At 64.0% G+C, this 15,474-nt stretch carries 15 protein-coding genes; 10 read left to right on the plus strand and 5 right to left on the minus strand.

Annotated elements, in window-relative coordinates; all coding sequences use genetic code 11:
• Positions 1 to 16: 16 nt before the first annotated feature.
• The 4 genes from ACODS9_RS06195 to ggt all read left to right on the plus strand — a co-directional run bounded on the left by ACODS9_RS06195 (position 17) and on the right by ggt (position 4,249).
• Positions 17 to 1,615, plus strand: a complete 1,599-nt coding sequence (locus ACODS9_RS06195; RefSeq protein ID WP_489093512.1) for a GMC family oxidoreductase — start codon at positions 17 to 19, stop codon at positions 1,613 to 1,615.
• A gap of 111 nt (positions 1,616 to 1,726) precedes the next feature.
• Positions 1,727 to 2,206 (plus strand): pantetheine-phosphate adenylyltransferase, encoded by a 480-nt coding sequence (coaD, locus tag ACODS9_RS06200; RefSeq protein ID WP_023631729.1) that lies wholly within the window; start codon positions 1,727 to 1,729, stop codon positions 2,204 to 2,206.
• Between the two features lie 109 nt (positions 2,207 to 2,315).
• Positions 2,316 to 2,567, plus strand: coding sequence for a YfhL family 4Fe-4S dicluster ferredoxin (locus ACODS9_RS06205; RefSeq protein ID WP_011531711.1), 252 nt, complete (start codon positions 2,316 to 2,318; stop codon positions 2,565 to 2,567).
• Positions 2,567 to 4,249 carry a gamma-glutamyltransferase gene (gene ggt, locus ACODS9_RS06210; protein WP_401107291.1) on the plus strand — a complete coding sequence of 561 codons (1,683 nt, stop codon included), beginning with the start codon at positions 2,567 to 2,569 and terminating at the stop codon, positions 4,247 to 4,249. The genes ACODS9_RS06205 and ggt overlap by 1 nt, the downstream gene beginning before the upstream one ends.
• Before the next feature lie 117 nt (positions 4,250 to 4,366).
• Here the strand turns inward: ggt and mutM are convergent, their stop codons facing one another.
• Together mutM and ACODS9_RS06220 are read right to left on the minus strand one after the other, a co-directional pair.
• On the minus strand, positions 4,367 to 5,179 hold the full coding sequence (gene mutM / locus ACODS9_RS06215; RefSeq protein ID WP_023631621.1) for a bifunctional DNA-formamidopyrimidine glycosylase/DNA-(apurinic or apyrimidinic site) lyase: 813 nt from the start codon (positions 5,177 to 5,179) through the stop codon (positions 4,367 to 4,369).
• 3 nt (positions 5,180 to 5,182) lie between these two features.
• A complete protein-coding gene (locus ACODS9_RS06220; protein ID WP_172670915.1) occupies positions 5,183 to 6,001 on the minus strand; it encodes an HDOD domain-containing protein in 819 nt (272 codons plus the stop codon).
• 231 nt (positions 6,002 to 6,232) lie between these two features.
• Here ACODS9_RS06220 and ACODS9_RS06225 point away from each other — a divergent pair, with 231 nt between their 5' ends.
• Positions 6,233 to 7,429: a class I SAM-dependent rRNA methyltransferase gene (locus ACODS9_RS06225; RefSeq protein ID WP_489093513.1), complete on the plus strand. Its 1,197-nt coding sequence runs from the start codon at positions 6,233 to 6,235 to the stop codon at positions 7,427 to 7,429.
• A gap of 79 nt (positions 7,430 to 7,508) precedes the next feature.
• Here the strand turns inward: ACODS9_RS06225 and ACODS9_RS06230 are convergent, their stop codons facing one another.
• Positions 7,509 to 8,456 (minus strand): GlxA family transcriptional regulator, encoded by a 948-nt coding sequence (locus ACODS9_RS06230; RefSeq protein WP_489093514.1) that lies wholly within the window; start codon positions 8,454 to 8,456, stop codon positions 7,509 to 7,511.
• A 146-nt stretch (positions 8,457 to 8,602) separates the two neighbouring features.
• Here ACODS9_RS06230 and choX point away from each other — a divergent pair, with 146 nt between their 5' ends.
• The 4 genes from choX (at position 8,603) to ACODS9_RS06250 (ending at position 12,026) form a co-directional block, all read left to right on the plus strand.
• Positions 8,603 to 9,547, plus strand: a complete 945-nt coding sequence (gene choX, locus ACODS9_RS06235; protein WP_038706982.1) for a choline ABC transporter substrate-binding protein — start codon at positions 8,603 to 8,605, stop codon at positions 9,545 to 9,547.
• Between the two features lie 124 nt (positions 9,548 to 9,671).
• Positions 9,672 to 10,556 (plus strand): 3-dehydrocarnitine:acetyl-CoA trimethylamine transferase CdhC, encoded by an 885-nt coding sequence (gene cdhC, locus ACODS9_RS06240; RefSeq protein WP_401107283.1) that lies wholly within the window; start codon positions 9,672 to 9,674, stop codon positions 10,554 to 10,556.
• Between the two features lie 20 nt (positions 10,557 to 10,576).
• Positions 10,577 to 11,542, plus strand: a complete 966-nt coding sequence (locus tag ACODS9_RS06245) for an L-carnitine dehydrogenase (protein WP_489093515.1) — start codon at positions 10,577 to 10,579, stop codon at positions 11,540 to 11,542.
• Between the two features lie 10 nt (positions 11,543 to 11,552).
• Positions 11,553 to 12,026 carry a thioesterase family protein gene (locus ACODS9_RS06250; protein ID WP_489093516.1) on the plus strand — a complete coding sequence of 158 codons (474 nt, stop codon included), beginning with the start codon at positions 11,553 to 11,555 and terminating at the stop codon, positions 12,024 to 12,026.
• Between the two features lie 192 nt (positions 12,027 to 12,218).
• Here ACODS9_RS06250 and ACODS9_RS06255 read toward each other — a convergent pair whose 3' ends face one another.
• Positions 12,219 to 13,538 carry a hypothetical protein gene (locus tag ACODS9_RS06255; RefSeq protein WP_489093517.1) on the minus strand — a complete coding sequence of 440 codons (1,320 nt, stop codon included), beginning with the start codon at positions 13,536 to 13,538 and terminating at the stop codon, positions 12,219 to 12,221.
• A gap of 421 nt (positions 13,539 to 13,959) precedes the next feature.
• On the opposite strand from ACODS9_RS06255, the gene ACODS9_RS06260 reads away from it, so the two are divergent.
• Positions 13,960 to 14,217: a hypothetical protein gene (locus tag ACODS9_RS06260; protein WP_031315015.1), complete on the plus strand. Its 258-nt coding sequence runs from the start codon at positions 13,960 to 13,962 to the stop codon at positions 14,215 to 14,217.
• Between the two features lie 106 nt (positions 14,218 to 14,323).
• Here the strand turns inward: ACODS9_RS06260 and gbdR are convergent, their stop codons facing one another.
• The gene (gene gbdR, locus ACODS9_RS06265; RefSeq protein ID WP_046853807.1) at positions 14,324 to 15,430 is read right to left on the minus strand and encodes a choline metabolism transcriptional regulator GbdR; all 1,107 of its coding nucleotides are present in this window, start codon (positions 15,428 to 15,430) and stop codon (positions 14,324 to 14,326) included.
• Positions 15,431 to 15,474 lie beyond the last annotated feature (44 nt).

The raw sequence follows: 15,474 nt of genomic DNA on the forward strand, positions 1-15,474 counted from the left end.
ACAAGAGCACCGCCAAATGCCCGTCCCCGACCCATTCCGCCTAGGCCTCGAACGAGGCTGGATCACCCACGACGGCTCGCGCCTGGAACAGGACCTGACCCTCGCAGCCGACGTCGCCGTCATCGGTAGCGGCGCGGGTGGCGCCACCACCGCCGAACGGCTCAGCGCCGCCGGCTTGAAGGTGCTGCTGATCGAAGAGGGGCCGCTGAAGACCAGCAGTGACTTCCACCTGCTCGAGCACGAAGCCTACGCCGACCTCTACCAGGAGGGCCTGGGCCGTCTGAGCAAAGACGGCGCCATTACCATTCTGCAGGGCCGGGCGGTGGGCGGCACCACCCTGGTCAACTGGACATCGAGCTTTCGCACACCGCCACAGACCCTGGAACACTGGGCCCGCGAGCATGGGGTCAAGGGCCTGGACAACGACACCCTGAAGCCGTGGTTCGAGCGCATGGAGCAGCACCTGGGCATCAGTCCCTGGGCGATGCCGCCCAATGCCAACAACGACGTGTTGCGTCGCGGCTGCGAGGCGCTCGGTCACCGCTGGGCGGTGATTCCGCGCAACGTGCGCGGCTGCTGGAACCTGGGTTACTGCGGCATGGGCTGCCCGGTCAACGCCAAGCAGTCGATGCTGGTCACCAGCATCCCTGCCACGCTGGAGCACGGCGGCGAGCTGCTTTACCTGGCCCGTGCCGAGCGGTTCAGTCATGACGGCCAGCGCATCGATCACTTGCAATGCCAGGCCCTGGACGCCCGGGGTATTCAGCCCACAGGCCGCCAGATTCGCGTACGCGCCCGCCACTATGTGCTCGCTGGCGGTGGTATCAACAGCCCGGCACTGCTGCTGCGCTCAGACGCGCCTGACCCGCACCAGCGCCTGGGCAAGCGCACCTTCCTGCACCTGGTCAACTTCAGCGCCGCACAGTTCGAAGCGAAGATCGACCCGTACTACGGTGCGCCACAATCGATCTACAGCGACCAGTTCCAGTGGCAGGACGGTGTCACCGGCCCGGTGGGCTACAAACTCGAAGTACCACCGTTGCACCCGGCCCTGGCCAGCACCCTGCTCGGCGGCCATGGCCAGGACAATGCCCAGCGCATGGCCGAACTGCCCCACACCCATGTGATGCTGGCGCTGCTGCGCGACGGCTTCCACCCCGACAGCCCCGGCGGCCAGGTGGAGCTGCGTGGCGATGGCTCACCGGTGCTCGACTACCCCGTCACCGACTACCTGCGCGATGGCCTGCGCCGAGCCTGGCACAGCATGGCGCAGATCCAGTTCGCCGCCGGTGCCCGTCAGGTGATGCCGGTGCATGGCGATGCGCGCTACGTCGGCGCCCCGGCGCAAGCCCTGGCACTGATCGACGGCCTGCCCCTGGAGCTGCTGCGCATGCGCCTGGGCAGCGCCCACGTCATGGGCGGCTGCGCCCTGGGCGAGGATCCGCGTCAGGCCGTGTGCGACAGCCTGGGCCGCCATCACCAGCTGGAGAACCTGTCGATCCACGACGGTTCGCTGTTCCCCACCAGTATCGGCGCCAACCCGCAGCTGTCGGTCTACGCCCTGGCCGCCCTGCTCAGCGAAGCGCTGGTCGGCCGCCTGGCACGCGGCACATGACAGCCAATGGCCGCGCTGTCTATAGTGCCATCAGCCGGCCACGCGACTTGGCCGGGCGCAATCGCTGCGCTACCATCCGACTCCCCAACGCACTCCAGCCAGGATGACGCGATGAACCGAGTGTTGTACCCGGGTACTTTCGACCCCATTACCAAAGGCCATGGCGACCTGGTCGAGCGCGCCTCGCGCCTGTTCGACCATGTGATCATCGCCGTGGCGGCCAGCCCGAAGAAAAACCCCTTGTTCCCCCTGGAACAGCGGGTCGAGCTGGCCCGCGAGGTCACCAAGCACCTGCCCAATGTCGAAGTCATCGGCTTCTCCTCGCTGCTGGCGCATTTTGCCAAGGAAAAAGGCGCCAATGTGTTCCTGCGCGGTCTGCGTGCCGTGTCCGACTTCGAATACGAGTTCCAACTGGCCAACATGAACCGCCAGCTCGCGCCAGACGTCGAGAGCCTGTTCCTCACGCCATCGGAGCGCTATTCGTTCATTTCCTCGACGCTGGTCCGGGAAATCGCCGCGTTGGGCGGTGATATCAGCAAGTTCGTGCACCCGGCCGTGGCCGACGCACTGACCGAGCGCTTCCGCAAGTAACCCTCGCGGTCACGATGTCGCGCCCGCGTGCACTGCGGGCGCGAATCCGGCACAATTGCGCCCATCGCTTTGAAACATGCCCGGGCCCGATGCCCAGGCCGGAGTCCCCATGTCCCTGATCATCACCGACGATTGCATCAACTGCGACGTCTGCGAACCCGAGTGCCCGAACGCCGCCATCTCGCAAGGCGAAGAGATCTACGTGATCGACCCGAACCTGTGCACCCAGTGCGTGGGCCACTACGACGAGCCACAGTGCCAGCAGGTCTGCCCGGTAGACTGCATCCCCCTGGATGAAGCCCACCCGGAAACCGAAGACGAGCTGATGGCCAAGTACCGCCGGATCACCGGCAAGGCCTGATGCCGTTCGTCGCGGCGTTACAGCGCGCAGCCCTCGGCGCCTGCCTGGCCCTGCTGGCCTGCGCCGCCCAGGCGCAAGGCCCCGGGCGTGCGGCCATCGCCAGCCCGCACAGCGAGGCGACCTCGGCGGCGCAACAGATCCTGCAACAAGGCGGCAACGCCTTCGACGCCGCCGTGGCCATCAGCGCCACGCTGGCCGTGGTCGAGCCCTATGGCTCGGGCCTGGGTGGCGGCGGCTTCTTCCTGCTGCGCGAGAGCGGCGCCACGCCACGGTATACCTTCCTCGATGCGCGCGAACGCGCTCCGGCCGCGGCCCGTGCGGACATGTACCTCAAGGACGGCAAGGTGCAGCCCGGCCTGTCGATCAACGGGCCGCTGGCCGCCGCGATCCCCGGCCTGCCCCAGGCCCTGGCCGACCTCGCCAGCACCCACGGCAAGCTGCCGCTCAAGGACAGCCTGGCCCCGGCCATCCGCCTGGCCAACCAGGGCTTCGCCGTCGACCGCATCTATCGCGATCGCGCCACCATGCGCCTGAGCGCCCTGCGCGACGATGCCGAAAGCGCACGGCTGTTCCTCAGTGGCAATGAAGTACCGGCCCTGGGCACGGTGATCCGCCAACCCGAATTGGCCGCCACCCTGCAAGCCATGGCCGAGCAGGGCCGCGACGGCTTCTACCGTGGCCCGATGGCCCGCCGCCTGGTCGAAGGCGTGCGCCAGGCCGGCGGTATCTGGACCCTCGACGACCTCGCCGGCTACCGTACGGCGTGGCGTGAACCGCTGCGTTATCCGCTGGCCGACCAGCGTGAACTGATCAGCAGCCCGCCGCCCTCGGCCGGCGGCGTGGCCCTGGCACAAAGCCTGGCCATGCTGCAGCGCCTGCCCTGGCAGAGCGCAGAACCCGTGCAACGCAGCCACTATGTGATCGAAGTGCTGCGCCGCGCCTACCGCGACCGCGGCCTGCTCGGCGACCCGGACTATGTGAGCAACCCGATCAACCGGCTACTGGCGCGCCAGTACCTGACAGGGCTGGCCGACAGTATCGATGTGCACCAGGCCACCCCCAGCAGCGCGCTGCCGCCCTCACCCGCCTGGCGTGAAGGCGACCACACCACCCATTTCGCGGTGATCGATGGCGACGGCAACGCCGTGTCCGCCACGCTGTCGGTCAACCTGCCGTTTGGCGCGGCGTTCAGCGTGCCGGGGACCGGGGTGGTGCTGAACAACGAGATGGACGATTTCGCCGCCGACCCTGGCGGCAGCAACAGCTATGGCCTGGCCGGGAGCCAGGCCAATGCGGTGGCGGCGGGCAAGCGCCCCTTGTCGAGCATGAGCCCGACCTTCATCGAAAGCCCCAGCCAGCTCGCCACTTTCGGCACGCCGGGCGGCAGCCGCATACCCAGCATGGTGCTGCTGTCGGTGCTGGGGTTCCTGGAGGGCCGGCCGGTGGCCGAGTGGCCGGCGACACCGCGCTATCACCACCAGTACCTGCCGGACGTGGTGGAGCATGAGCCGGGGACGTTCAGTGTGCGGCAGAAGGCCGAGCTTGAAGGGCGTGGGTATCGGTTGAAGGATGTCGGGCGCCAGTATGGGAACCAGCAGGTGCTTTATTGGGACAAGGCTGGCGGGACTGTGGAGGCGGCCAGCGACCCGCGGGGCGTGGGGCGGGCGGCGATCGTCGACTGATCCGCTCTCGCCTGTACCGGCCCTATCGCCGGCAAGCCGGCTCCCACATGGGCCGAGCATGCTTTCAACTTGTGGGAGCCGGCTTGCCGGCGATAGGCCGCAACGCGGCCTCGGAACTCAACGCTGGCATTTCGGGCAGAACACGCTCGCCCGCTGGCCCAGCTTCACTTCGCGCAGCTCGGTGCCGCACAGTTTGCATGGCTGCCCACGACGCCCATACACGAACAGCTCCTGCTGGAAGTAGCCCGGCTGGCCATCGCCACCGATGAAGTCACGCAAGGTGGTCCCGCCCTGTTCGATGGCCGCCGCCAACACTCGTTTGATCTCGATCGCCAGCTTCAGATAGCGCGCCCGCGAAATCCCGCCAGCTTCGCGGCGCGGATCGATCCCGGCCGCGAACAAGGCTTCGGTGGCGTAGATGTTGCCCACGCCAACCACCACCGCGTTGTCCATGATGAACGGCTTGACTGCCATCGACCGTCCCCGGGACAACTGGAACAGGCGCTCACCGTCGAACAGGTCGGTGAGCGGCTCTGGCCCCAGGCGAATCAGCAGCTCATGGTTGAGCGGATCGAGGCTCCACAGCATCGCCCCGAATCGGCGCGGGTCGGTGTAGCGCAGCATCAGCCCCGACTCGAGCTCGATGTCCACATGCTCGTGCCTGGCCGCCGGCAAGCCCAGCTCGACCAGGCGCAGGTTGCCCGACATGCCCAGGTGGCTGATCAGGGTGCCGACCTCGGCGTTGATCAGCAGGTACTTGGCGCGGCGCTCGACACTGACGATGCGCTGCCCCGACAGGCGCACGTCCAGGTCTTCCGGGATCGGCCAGCGCAGGCGCCGGTCACGCACCACCACGCGGCTGACCCGTTGGCCTTGCAGATGGGGCGCGATGCCGCGCCGCGTGGTCTCGACCTCTGGCAGCTCCGGCATGGCTCAGTGCCCGCCCATTTCGCGGATGTTCTGCTTGAGCTGCTCGAAGTCGTATTCGGTCAGGCCGATGTAGTCCAGCACCAGCGGCCCCACCATGTTCCACTCGTGATCGACGCTCTGGTTGCCCAGCACACGGTACGAAGCGCAGATGTGCTCGGACATCTTCAGTACCGCCAGCAGGTTCTTCAGCTGGGTCTGGGTGTTACGCGAGGATTCGTCGCGGAACACCGCCAGGGCGTTGTGGTGGTTGGCGATGGCCGCGCTGATGTGCTCGGGCAGACGCCAGGACTTGGCAGTGAAGTAGCCGACCACCGAATGGTTGGTGTTGAACACGCGGTTCTCGGTGTCCACCACGCGGACCTCGTCATTGGCCTTGGCGTAGGATTCTTCCAGCACTTCCATGTAGTTGGGGAAGCGCTTGTGCATCAGCGGCACGCCGCAATCGTGGAACAGGCCCAGGGTGTAGGCCTCGTCCACCGCCTGGATACCGGTGCGCTTGGCCAGGGTCAGGCAGGTCATGGCCACGTCCTGGGCGGTGTCCCAGAACGGGTTGAGGGTGACGATGGTCTCGTCGCTCATCTCGCCCCGGATCGATTGCGCGTTGATCAGGTTGATGATCGAACGGCTGCCCAGCAGGTTCACCGCGCGCTGGATCGAGCCGATCTTGTTCGCCAGGCCGAACTGCGCCGAGTTGACCAGTTTGAGCAGGGCGCCGGACAGGCCGGGGTCCTGCGCGATCAGCTTGGCGATGGTCTCCAGGTCCGGGTCGGGCATGTACTGCTCGAACTGCAGGTCGACCATGATCTGCGGCTGTGGCGGGATGGTGATGCCCTGCAGGGCTTGCTGGATCTGTTCGGCGGTGAGTTCCTGGGACATTCGTGCATTCTCGCTGGGGACGGGGGATTCTAACCCTGTACGCCGGCAGGGTGACTATCAGTGAATCGTTGGATCCAAGAATTTCTTTAGCCGTGGGCGCGGACCAGTTGGTCGCACCCACCAGCGAACCTGGGGCCAACACGGTATACTCCCGCTCTTTTTTCCCGGAGCGACGTCATGTCCCTGCCCAGCCTTCGCCTCAAAGCCAATGCCGACCGCCGTCTGCGCGCCGGCCACCTGTGGGTCTACAGCAATGAAGTCGATGTTGCCGCGACCCCGCTGCAAGGCCTGAAGGCCGGCCAGCAGGCCATCCTCGAAGCCGCCAACGGCAAGCCGCTGGGCGTGGTGGCCATGAGCCCGAACAACCTGATCTGCGCCCGCCTGCTGTCGCGCGATGCCAAGCTGCCGCTGGACAAGTCGCTGCTGGTGCACCGCCTGAACGTGGCCCTGTCGCTGCGCGAGCGCCTGTTCGACAAGCCGTGCTACCGCCTGGTGTATGGCGACTCCGACCTGCTGCCGGGCCTGGTGGTCGAACGTTTCTTCGACATCCTCGTGGTCCAGCTGGCCTCGGCCACCATGGAAGCGCACAAGGACGAGGTGATCGCCGCGCTGGTTCAGGTGCTCAAACCCAGCGGCATCCTGTTCAAGAACGATTCCGCCGCTCGCGACGCCGAAGGCCTGGAGCGTTATGTCGAGACCGTCTACGGCGAAGTGCCGGACTGGGTCGCGCTGGAAGAGAACGGCGTCAAGTTCGAAGCCCCGGTACGTGAAGGCCAGAAGACCGGCTGGTTCTACGACCACCGCATGAACCGCGCCCGCCTGGCACCCTACGTCAAAGGCAAGCGCGTGCTCGACCTGTTCAGCTACATCGGTGGCTGGGGCGTGCAGGCCGGCGCGTTCGGCGCCAGCGAAGTGTTCTGCGTGGACGCCTCGGGCTTCGCCCTCGACGGCGTCGAGCGCAATGCCGCGCTCAACGGCATCGGCGAGAAGCTGACCTGCATCGAAGGCGACGTGTTCGAAGCCCTGCGCGAGCTGAAAGCCGCCGAAGAGCGCTTCGACGTGATCATCGCCGACCCGCCCGCCTTCATCAAACGCAAGAAAGACCTGAAGAACGGCGAGGCCGCCTACCGCCGCCTCAACGAACAGGCCATGCGCATGCTCACCAAGGACGGCATCCTGGTCAGCGCCTCGTGCTCGATGCACCTGCCCGAGGACGACCTGCACAACATCCTGCTGACCAGCGCCCGCCACCTGGACCGCAACCTGCAACTGCTCGAGCGCGGCGGCCAGGGCCCGGACCACCCGGTGCACCCGGCCATCGCCGAGACCCGCTACATCAAGAGCATCACCTGCCGCTTGCTGCCCAACAGCTAAGCTGCACCGGCTTCCACAGGTTTCGCGCTACGCGGCACCTGTGGAAGCAGGCTTGCCGAGGCTCGACCCGGTCCAGGCGTCATGACGGCACCTCCAGCCGTCGATCCTCTCTGGGACAGCGCTCGAACCGTGCCCGATAACAGCGGGTGAAGTACGACGCCGATTCGAATCCGCACGCGACCCCCACCTCCAGCACACTCATGTCGGTCTGACGCAGCAACTGCCGGGCCTTGTCCAGCCTCAGCCGCAGATAGAAGCCACTGGGCGTGTCATCCAGGTACAGGCGAAACAGCCGCTCCAGCTGCCGCCGGGTCACCTGCACGCCATCGGCCAGCACCTGAGTATTGAGTGGCAGCTCGGTATTGCGCTCCATCTCGCCGATCACCTTCACCAGCTTCTTGTTGCGCAACCCATAGCGCGTGGCGATTTCCATGCGCTGGTGATCCTGGCGCGGGCGGATGCGCCCGAGCACGAACTGCTCGGACACCTGCACCGCCAGTTCGCTGCCGTGGGCCTGGGCGATCAGATCGAGCATCAGGTCGATGGAGGCCGTGCCGCCGGCGCAGGTGATGCGTCGGCGGTCGATCTCGAACAGCTCCTGGGTCGCCTGCAGGCGTGGATAACGTTCCTTGAACGCCTCCAGTGCCTCCCAATGCAGGGTGGCCCGGTGACCATCGAGCAGGCCGGCCTCGGCCAGCACCATGGCGCCCGTGTCGATCCCGCCCAGCACCACGCCCTCATGGTCGAGACGACGCAGCATGTGCTGCAACTTCAACCCATAGCACGCCAGTGGCTCGAAACCGGCCACCAGCAGCAGCAGGCGCCCGTGTTCACCCTCCCCCAGCGCACCGTCGGCATTCACCGACATGCCATTGCTGGCCTGCACCGCACCACCGTCCAGGCTCAGCACACGCCAACGGTACAGCGGGCCACGAAAACGGTTGGCCACGCGCAGTGGCTCGATGGCGCTGATGAAACCCATGGCGGAGAAGCCTGGCAGCAACAGGAAGTCTATGGTTTGCGGCATCGCGTGCTCCGCGGCAAAGGTGGTCGCCTCCGTGCAAGTGTTGGTCGCCAGGGTGCGATTTTCCACCCTGCTGCCAGCGTAGCGTGTTCTCACGGCCCGCAGAGGCCGGATCCGATAACAATACGCACTGCCGATGGAGAGCCACCATGCATCGCTTTATCCGCCGCAGCCTGTTGTCCCTCGCGCTCAGCACTACCGTAGCCACTCCGCTTTTCGCCGCCGAACCCGCCGCCTGCAAGGATGTGCGCCTGGGCGTGGTCAACTGGACCGATGTGATCGCCACCAGCGCCATGGCCCAGGTGCTGCTCGACGGCCTGGGCTACCAGACCAAGCAGACCAGCGCCTCGCAGCAGATCATCTTCGCCGGCATCCGCGACAAGCGCCTGGACATGTTCCTCGGGTACTGGAACCCGATCATGACCCAGACCATCACCCCGTTCGTCCAGGCCGGCCAGGTGAAGGTGCTCGACAAGCCCAGCCTGGAAGATGCCCGCGCCACCCTCGCCGTGCCGAAATACCTGGCCGACAAGGGCCTGAAGACGTTTGCCGACATCCACAAGTTCCACAAGGAGCTGGGCGGCAAGCTCTACGGCATCGAGCCCGGTTCCGGCGCCAATACCCAGATCAAGGCGATGATCAGCAAGAACCAGTTCGATCTGGGCAAGTTCCAGCTGGTCGAGTCCAGCGAGGCCGGCATGCTCGCCGCCGTCGACCGCGCCGTGCGGCGCAAGGAGGCGGTGGTGTTCTTCGGCTGGGCGCCGCACCCGATGAACGTGAACATCGACATGGTCTACCTCGGCGACAGCCAGGACGCCCTCGGCCCGGACGAGGGCCGCGCCACGGTGTGGACGGTGACCGCGCCGGACTATGCCCAGCGCTGCCCCAACGCCCATCGCCTGCTGACCAACCTCAGCTTCAGCGCCGAGGACGAGAGCCGGATGATGCAGCCGCTGCTCGACCACAAGGACGCGCTGGAATCCGCGCGCCAGTGGCTCAAGGACCACCCCGAGGACAAGGCCCGCTGGCTTGACGGGGTGACCACCTTCGACGGCAAACCGGCTGCGGACAACCTCAAGCTCACCGCCAACTGACACCGCCTCATCGCTGGCAAGCCAGCTCCCACGGGACGTCCACACGACCAGGGTTCATCGCCAACCCTGTGGGAGCCGGCTTGCTGGCGATAGGGCCAGCAAAGACACCACGAGGAACCGATCAATGAACCACGACGTCATCATCACCTGCGCCCTCACCGGTGCCGGCGACACGGTCGCCAAGAGCCACCTGGTCCCGGTCACGCCAAAACAGATCGCCGAGTCCGCCGTCGAAGCCGCCAAGGCCGGCGCCACGGTGGTCCACTGCCACGTTCGCGACCCGCAGACCGGCCGCTTCAGCCGCGACGTCAACCTCTACCGCGAGGTGATGGAACGCATCCGCGAGGCTGACGTGGACATCATCGTCAATCTCACCGCCGGCATGGGCGGCGACCTGGAGATCGGTCCCGACGAATCGCCCATGGAGTTCGGCCCGGGCACCGACCTGATCGGCCCGCTGGAGCGCCTGGCCCATGTCGAAGCGCTGCTGCCGGAGATCTGCACCCTGGACTGCGGCACCCTCAACTTCGGCGATGGCAACGCCATCTATGTCTCCACCCCCGCCCAACTGCGTGCTGGCGCCAAGCGCATCACCGAGCTAGGCGTGAAGGCGGAGCTGGAGATCTTCGACACCGGCCACCTGTGGTTCGCCAAACAGATGATCAAGGAAGGTCTGCTGCAAGACCCGCTGTTCCAGCTGTGCCTGGGCATCCCGTGGGGCGCTCCGGCCGACACCACCACCATGAAGGCCATGGTCGATAACCTGCCTGCCGACGTTACCTGGGCCGGTTTCGGCATTGGTCGCATGCAGATGCCGATGGCTGCCCAGGCAGTGCTGCTTGGCGGCAACGTGCGGGTCGGGCTGGAAGACAACCTGTACCTGGACCGTGGCGTGCTGGCCAGCAACGGCCAGCTGGTCGAGCGGGCCGCAGAGATCATCACCCGCATGGGTGGCCGTGTGCTCACCCCGGCTGAAGGCCGGGAAAAGATGAACCTCAAGCGTCGCTAATATCCCCGCAGGAGCCAGATATGCCTTTCATCACCGACATCAAGACTTTCGCCGCGCTGGGTAGCGGCGTGATCGGCAGCGGCTGGGTCGCCCGCGCCCTGGCCCAAGGCCTCGACGTGGTTGCCTGGGACCCGGCCCCCGGTGCCGAGGCCGCGCTGCGCAAGCGCATCGCCAACGCCTGGCCGGCGCTGCAAAAACAAGGCTTGGCACTCGACGCATCGCAGGATCGCCTGAGGTTCGTGGCCACCATCGAGGAATGTGTGCGCGATGCCGACTTCATCCAGGAAAGCGCCCCCGAACGTCTGGACCTCAAGCTCGACCTGCACGCGAAGATCAGCGCCGCCGCCAAGCCCGACGCGATCATCGGCTCCAGCACCTCGGGGCTGCTGCCCAGCGAGTTCTACGAGTCGGCGACCCACCCCGAACGCTGCGTGGTGGGGCACCCGTTCAACCCGGTCTACCTGCTGCCACTGGTGGAAATCGTCGGCGGTCGCAAGACCAGCCCTGAAGCCATCGAAGCTGCGAAAAGCATCTACACCAGCCTGGGCATGCGCCCGCTGCATGTGCGCAAGGAGGTCCCCGGTTTCATCGCTGATCGACTGCTCGAAGCGCTATGGCGCGAAGCCCTGCACCTGGTCAACGACGGTGTCGCCAGCACCGGCGAGATCGACGACGCGATTCGCTTTGGCGCTGGGCTGCGCTGGTCGTTCATGGGTACGTTCCTCACCTACACCCTGGCTGGAGGCGATGCCGGCATGCGCCACTTCATGGCCCAGTTCGGCCCGGCATTGAAGCTACCCTGGACCTACCTGCCAGCGCCGGAACTGACGGACAAGCTGATTGACGATGTGGTGGAAGGCACCTCGGAGCAATTGGGCGAACGCAGCATCGCCGCGCTGGAGCGTTATCGTGACGACACCCTGCTGGCGGTGCTGGAAGCGGTGAAAACCAGCAAGGCCAAGCACGGCATGGCCTTCAGCGACTGAGGAGAAAACGATGCCCGCCCTGATCACCTACCGCACCCGAGTGTTGCCCGAGTGGGTCGACTACAACGGCCACCTGCGCGACGCCTATTACCTGCTGATTTTCAGCTATGCCACCGATGCGCTGATGGAGCGCATCGGCCTGGATGCCGACGCACGGGGGCAGAGCGGGCATTCGTTGTTCACCCTGGAGGCACACATCAACTACCTGCATGAGGTGAAACTCGATACGGAGGTGTGGGTGCAGACGCAGATCATCGGCTTCGACAAGAAACGCCTGCACCTGTACCACAGCCTGCACCGGGAAGGGGTTGAAGATGCGTTATCGGCCAGTGAGCAGATGCTGCTGCATGTGGACTTGCAGGGCCCCAGGTCGGCGGCGTTTGGTGCACAAACCATTAGCCTCTTGGAAAATCTGCTTGTAGACCACAAGACACTTCCCCACCCCGCTTTCGTCGGCAGGCTGATCCGACTGCCTCTTGCTTGATTTTAACGCAAGGCCGTCGCATGAACGACGGCCTTGCCCTATCGAGGTCAGAGATATAAAGCCTCTACTTCTGGATTAACAACAAACACGCTGAAGTTTACGAGCTCATGGATAGTTATCGGACTGTCCACCATGAAAGAAATAGTTGCATAGCCCAGCGGCAGTTCCACCGGAGGAGAAGTCCAGTTGATTTTATCCTCCGTGGGGGGGGATAGCTATTTCCGTCCCATCAGGCAGTGTCATTGTAATGACCGTATCAGATCGATATGCATAACGCCCGCTAAAAACAACCGGCGAAGTTACCGGAATGCCTTCCGCGGGCGATAATACCTCGACACTACCAAAGGGAAGAAAAGCCTCGCTCGTGTTCTCATTATTTCCCTGAAGGCGAAGTTTAAAAAAAAGCAGGCGTTTGCCATCCACCTGTCGAACAAAAAAATCCGGTCTCTTCACCATATGGGAGAGATTATAATCCCAGAACCCATTTTTGTCGGCCGTAGCAATCTCAAGCCAGCGCAACTTCGGATCATCACGCGAACTTCCATAATACTCAATTACATCATCACAGCGGCTCACCCCTTGAATAAGGATATAAATAATATCATTATCATCACGATTAATATATTGAACAGCCCGTGAGAGCTTGGCAAGCGAAAACTCTTTCATTTTCACCTTCACCGAAACTTCTTCACCCGTTTCAGGAAGCCTGGCGATCACTTCAACATCCTCCCCCCTGAACTCTGATGCCCTGACCTTGGTGCGCCAGTCACCAGCAGCGGAAACTGATGCGATCTCAACAGGGCTGATGTCCACACCGCCGGCCCTCAGGCTTACCTGCACATCCCCTTTTTGAGGCGATGCGACGCCGTGAACTTCCGTCTCCCGCGTAACCGGCCACGCCTCGGGAGGGTAGAGAATTTGCAGGGGACGTACGACCGGCTCCGTCACGGTCACGGAGTCTGTAGCTGGTGCAGAATCCGACAGCGTACTGGTAATATCGATGATCACTGCTGTCACGGTATGGGTTCCGGCGGTGACTTCACTGAATGAGGCCGACCATCCACCGCTGCTGTTGATGATCGACTGCAATACCAGGCCATCAAGAGTCACATTCACCCGGCCTCCACTAATGCCGGTACCTAATATACTGGCAGTGTTCTTTCCCCCTTGTGTGCTGCTGATTTCCGGAGCCGGTATGACAAGATCCATCTCGAAAGACTCCGGGGAGCTGGGGTCGAGTCTTCCGTCTTCAGAAGGCGAAGCAACAAAAGTCAACTTGTTTTTATCATCAACTGCATCTAGAGTCTGCAATAGCGTAAAAAGGAAACGGCCATTAAAACGCCCGTGGGAGGCCTTCCAGAGTAAGGGATCATCTTTATAGGGTTTTATAAAGATATTGGCCCCGAGGTCATGGTTCGTTTGACAGTTGCCCCCAGCAGAAAGCCGGGGTTTTCCGTCCGCCATGGTGAAATTCACCAGGGCAACTTTATCTACATGAATGGATGTAGCCATATCCCTTCTCCTTATGTTGACTACGACTATATAGTTTTATCTTACAGAGCCACCTGTTTCTTACTACGTGGTAACGTTGTCCCGGCAATAATCCGCCTCGAAGACATGTTGCACAATGACACTTCAAAAGCAGTCAGCCGGCAACTGACAAAATTACCAGGCGCTTTCAGTCAGCAAAAAAAATCCCGGAAAGCCGTGAGCATCCGGGATTGAGAGCGAGCAACATCCACTGTGCATGAAGCGAAGGTGACCAAACCTTCGGTGCCGTGAATGGCTTCAGTGTGCGTCCTTCCCGCCCCCTCGATTTAGCCGTAAACGACCTGTTCTTAGCCAAAGCGGCCATTGCGGCAATCTGTCCTTGCCGCCCTGTCGTGTGCGCCACAGAATCGGTCTAAAACAACAGCAGCAAAGGACAACAGCCATGATGCATGCGGATCTGATCGACCAGGACGACCTGCTGGGCCAACTGCGCTCGCGGGGTTTCGACATTCCGGCCGGCGCCAGTGCCGAGCAGGCCTGCGAGGTGGTGGTGCGGGGGCTGACCGAGCCCAATGCGCGGGCACTCAAGGGCATGGTCGAGCAGATGTACACCGGCAGCGCGACGATCCTGCCAGCGGTGCGCCAGGCCATCGACAAGCAGCTGTTACCGGCGTTGGCGCAGTACAACACGCGCGCTTGAGGGCATCGGAAAAAGTGGGCGCAAGATTTGTGGGAGTGGGCTTGCCCCGCGATTGAACCATCGCCGGGCAAGCCCGCTCCCACAAGCTCGTCAAATCCGCCTGCGTCTAGAGGCGCACGCTGGCAAAGGTCGACTCATTGCGCGCCTGGCTCAGCGCCGCCATCGGCCCGCTGTGGGGCGACAGCGCCATTGCCTGCGGGATCGGCATCATTGCCACCTGCTGGGTGGTGTTCGAGCCCACCCGCTCGTCACGCGGCGGAATGCCGAAGTATTCGCGGTAGCACTTGGAGAAGTGTGGCGTGGAGACGAACCCGCACACCGAGGCCACCTCGATGATCGACATCGGCGTCTGCTTGAGCAGTTGCCGGGCGCGGATCAGCCGCAGCTTGAGGTAGTAGCGCGACGGCGAGCAGTGCAGGTACTTCTGGAACAGGCGCTCGAGCTGGCGCCGCGACACCGCCACATAGACCGCCAGTTCGTCGAGATCGATAGGTTCCTCGAGGTTGGCCTCCATCAGCGCGACGATTTCCTGCAGCTTGGGCTGGTTGGTGCCGAGCATATGCTTGAGCGGCACGCGCTGGTGATCCTGCTCGTTGCGGATGCGCTCGTAGACGAACATCTCGGAGATCGCCGCCGACAGCTCGCGGCCGTGGTCGCGGCTGATCAGGTGCAGCATCATGTCCAGCGGCGCGGTACCGCCAGAGCTGGTAAAGCGGTTGCGGTCGAGGGTGAACAGGCGGGTGCTCATGTTCACCCGCGGGTAGGCCTCCTGCATTGCCGCCAGGCATTCCCAGTGCACGCTGCAGTCAAAGCCGTCTAGCAGCCCGGCGCAGGCCAACGCCCAGCTGCCGGTACACACCGCGCCCAGGCGACGCGACTGGCGGGCCTGGGCCTGCAGCCAGGTGACGTGCTCGCGGGTGACGGTGCGCTGGATGCCAACGCCACCGCAGACAATCACGGTGTCCATCGGCGGCGCACTGTGCATGGCCGCGTCGGGGGTGATCTGCAGGCCGTCGCTCGCCCACACCTGGCCACCATCGACGGTCAGAGTGTGCCAGCGGTACAGCTCGCGACCGGACAGCTGGTTGGCCATGCGCAGCGGCTCGACTGCCGATGCCAGGGAAATGAGGGTGAAGTTGTCCAGCAGGAGAAAGCCGATGGACTGGGGTGCTGTGCGGTTCTGGGTTGGGGTCCCGGAGGTGTACGACGTCATCGCGATTTCTCCTCACACAATGCAGGGTGTGCTTCAGGCGAGCA

It is taken from the genome of Pseudomonas sp. FG36, assembly GCF_057809275.1.

What these genes read in the sequence shown, in the direction of transcription:
- ACODS9_RS06195 (WP_489093512.1), top strand. Translation starts at nt 17, where the DNA reads ATGCCCGTCCCCGACCCATTCCGCCTAGGCCTCGAACGAGGCTGGATC.
- coaD (WP_023631729.1), top strand. Translation starts at nt 1,727, where the DNA reads ATGAACCGAGTGTTGTACCCGGGTACTTTCGACCCCATTACCAAAGGC.
- ACODS9_RS06205 (WP_011531711.1), top strand. Translation starts at nt 2,316, where the DNA reads ATGTCCCTGATCATCACCGACGATTGCATCAACTGCGACGTCTGCGAA.
- ggt (WP_401107291.1), top strand. Translation starts at nt 2,567, where the DNA reads ATGCCGTTCGTCGCGGCGTTACAGCGCGCAGCCCTCGGCGCCTGCCTG.
- mutM (WP_023631621.1), bottom strand. Translation starts at nt 5,179, where the DNA reads ATGCCGGAGCTGCCAGAGGTCGAGACCACGCGGCGCGGCATCGCGCCC.
- ACODS9_RS06225 (WP_489093513.1), top strand. Translation starts at nt 6,233, where the DNA reads ATGTCCCTGCCCAGCCTTCGCCTCAAAGCCAATGCCGACCGCCGTCTG.
- ACODS9_RS06230 (WP_489093514.1), bottom strand. Translation starts at nt 8,456, where the DNA reads ATGCCGCAAACCATAGACTTCCTGTTGCTGCCAGGCTTCTCCGCCATG.
- choX (WP_038706982.1), top strand. Translation starts at nt 8,603, where the DNA reads ATGCATCGCTTTATCCGCCGCAGCCTGTTGTCCCTCGCGCTCAGCACT.
- cdhC (WP_401107283.1), top strand. Translation starts at nt 9,672, where the DNA reads ATGAACCACGACGTCATCATCACCTGCGCCCTCACCGGTGCCGGCGAC.
- ACODS9_RS06245 (WP_489093515.1), top strand. Translation starts at nt 10,577, where the DNA reads ATGCCTTTCATCACCGACATCAAGACTTTCGCCGCGCTGGGTAGCGGC.
- ACODS9_RS06250 (WP_489093516.1), top strand. Translation starts at nt 11,553, where the DNA reads ATGCCCGCCCTGATCACCTACCGCACCCGAGTGTTGCCCGAGTGGGTC.
- ACODS9_RS06255 (WP_489093517.1), bottom strand. Translation starts at nt 13,538, where the DNA reads ATGGCTACATCCATTCATGTAGATAAAGTTGCCCTGGTGAATTTCACC.
- ACODS9_RS06260 (WP_031315015.1), top strand. Translation starts at nt 13,960, where the DNA reads ATGATGCATGCGGATCTGATCGACCAGGACGACCTGCTGGGCCAACTG.
- gbdR (WP_046853807.1), bottom strand. Translation starts at nt 15,430, where the DNA reads ATGACGTCGTACACCTCCGGGACCCCAACCCAGAACCGCACAGCACCC.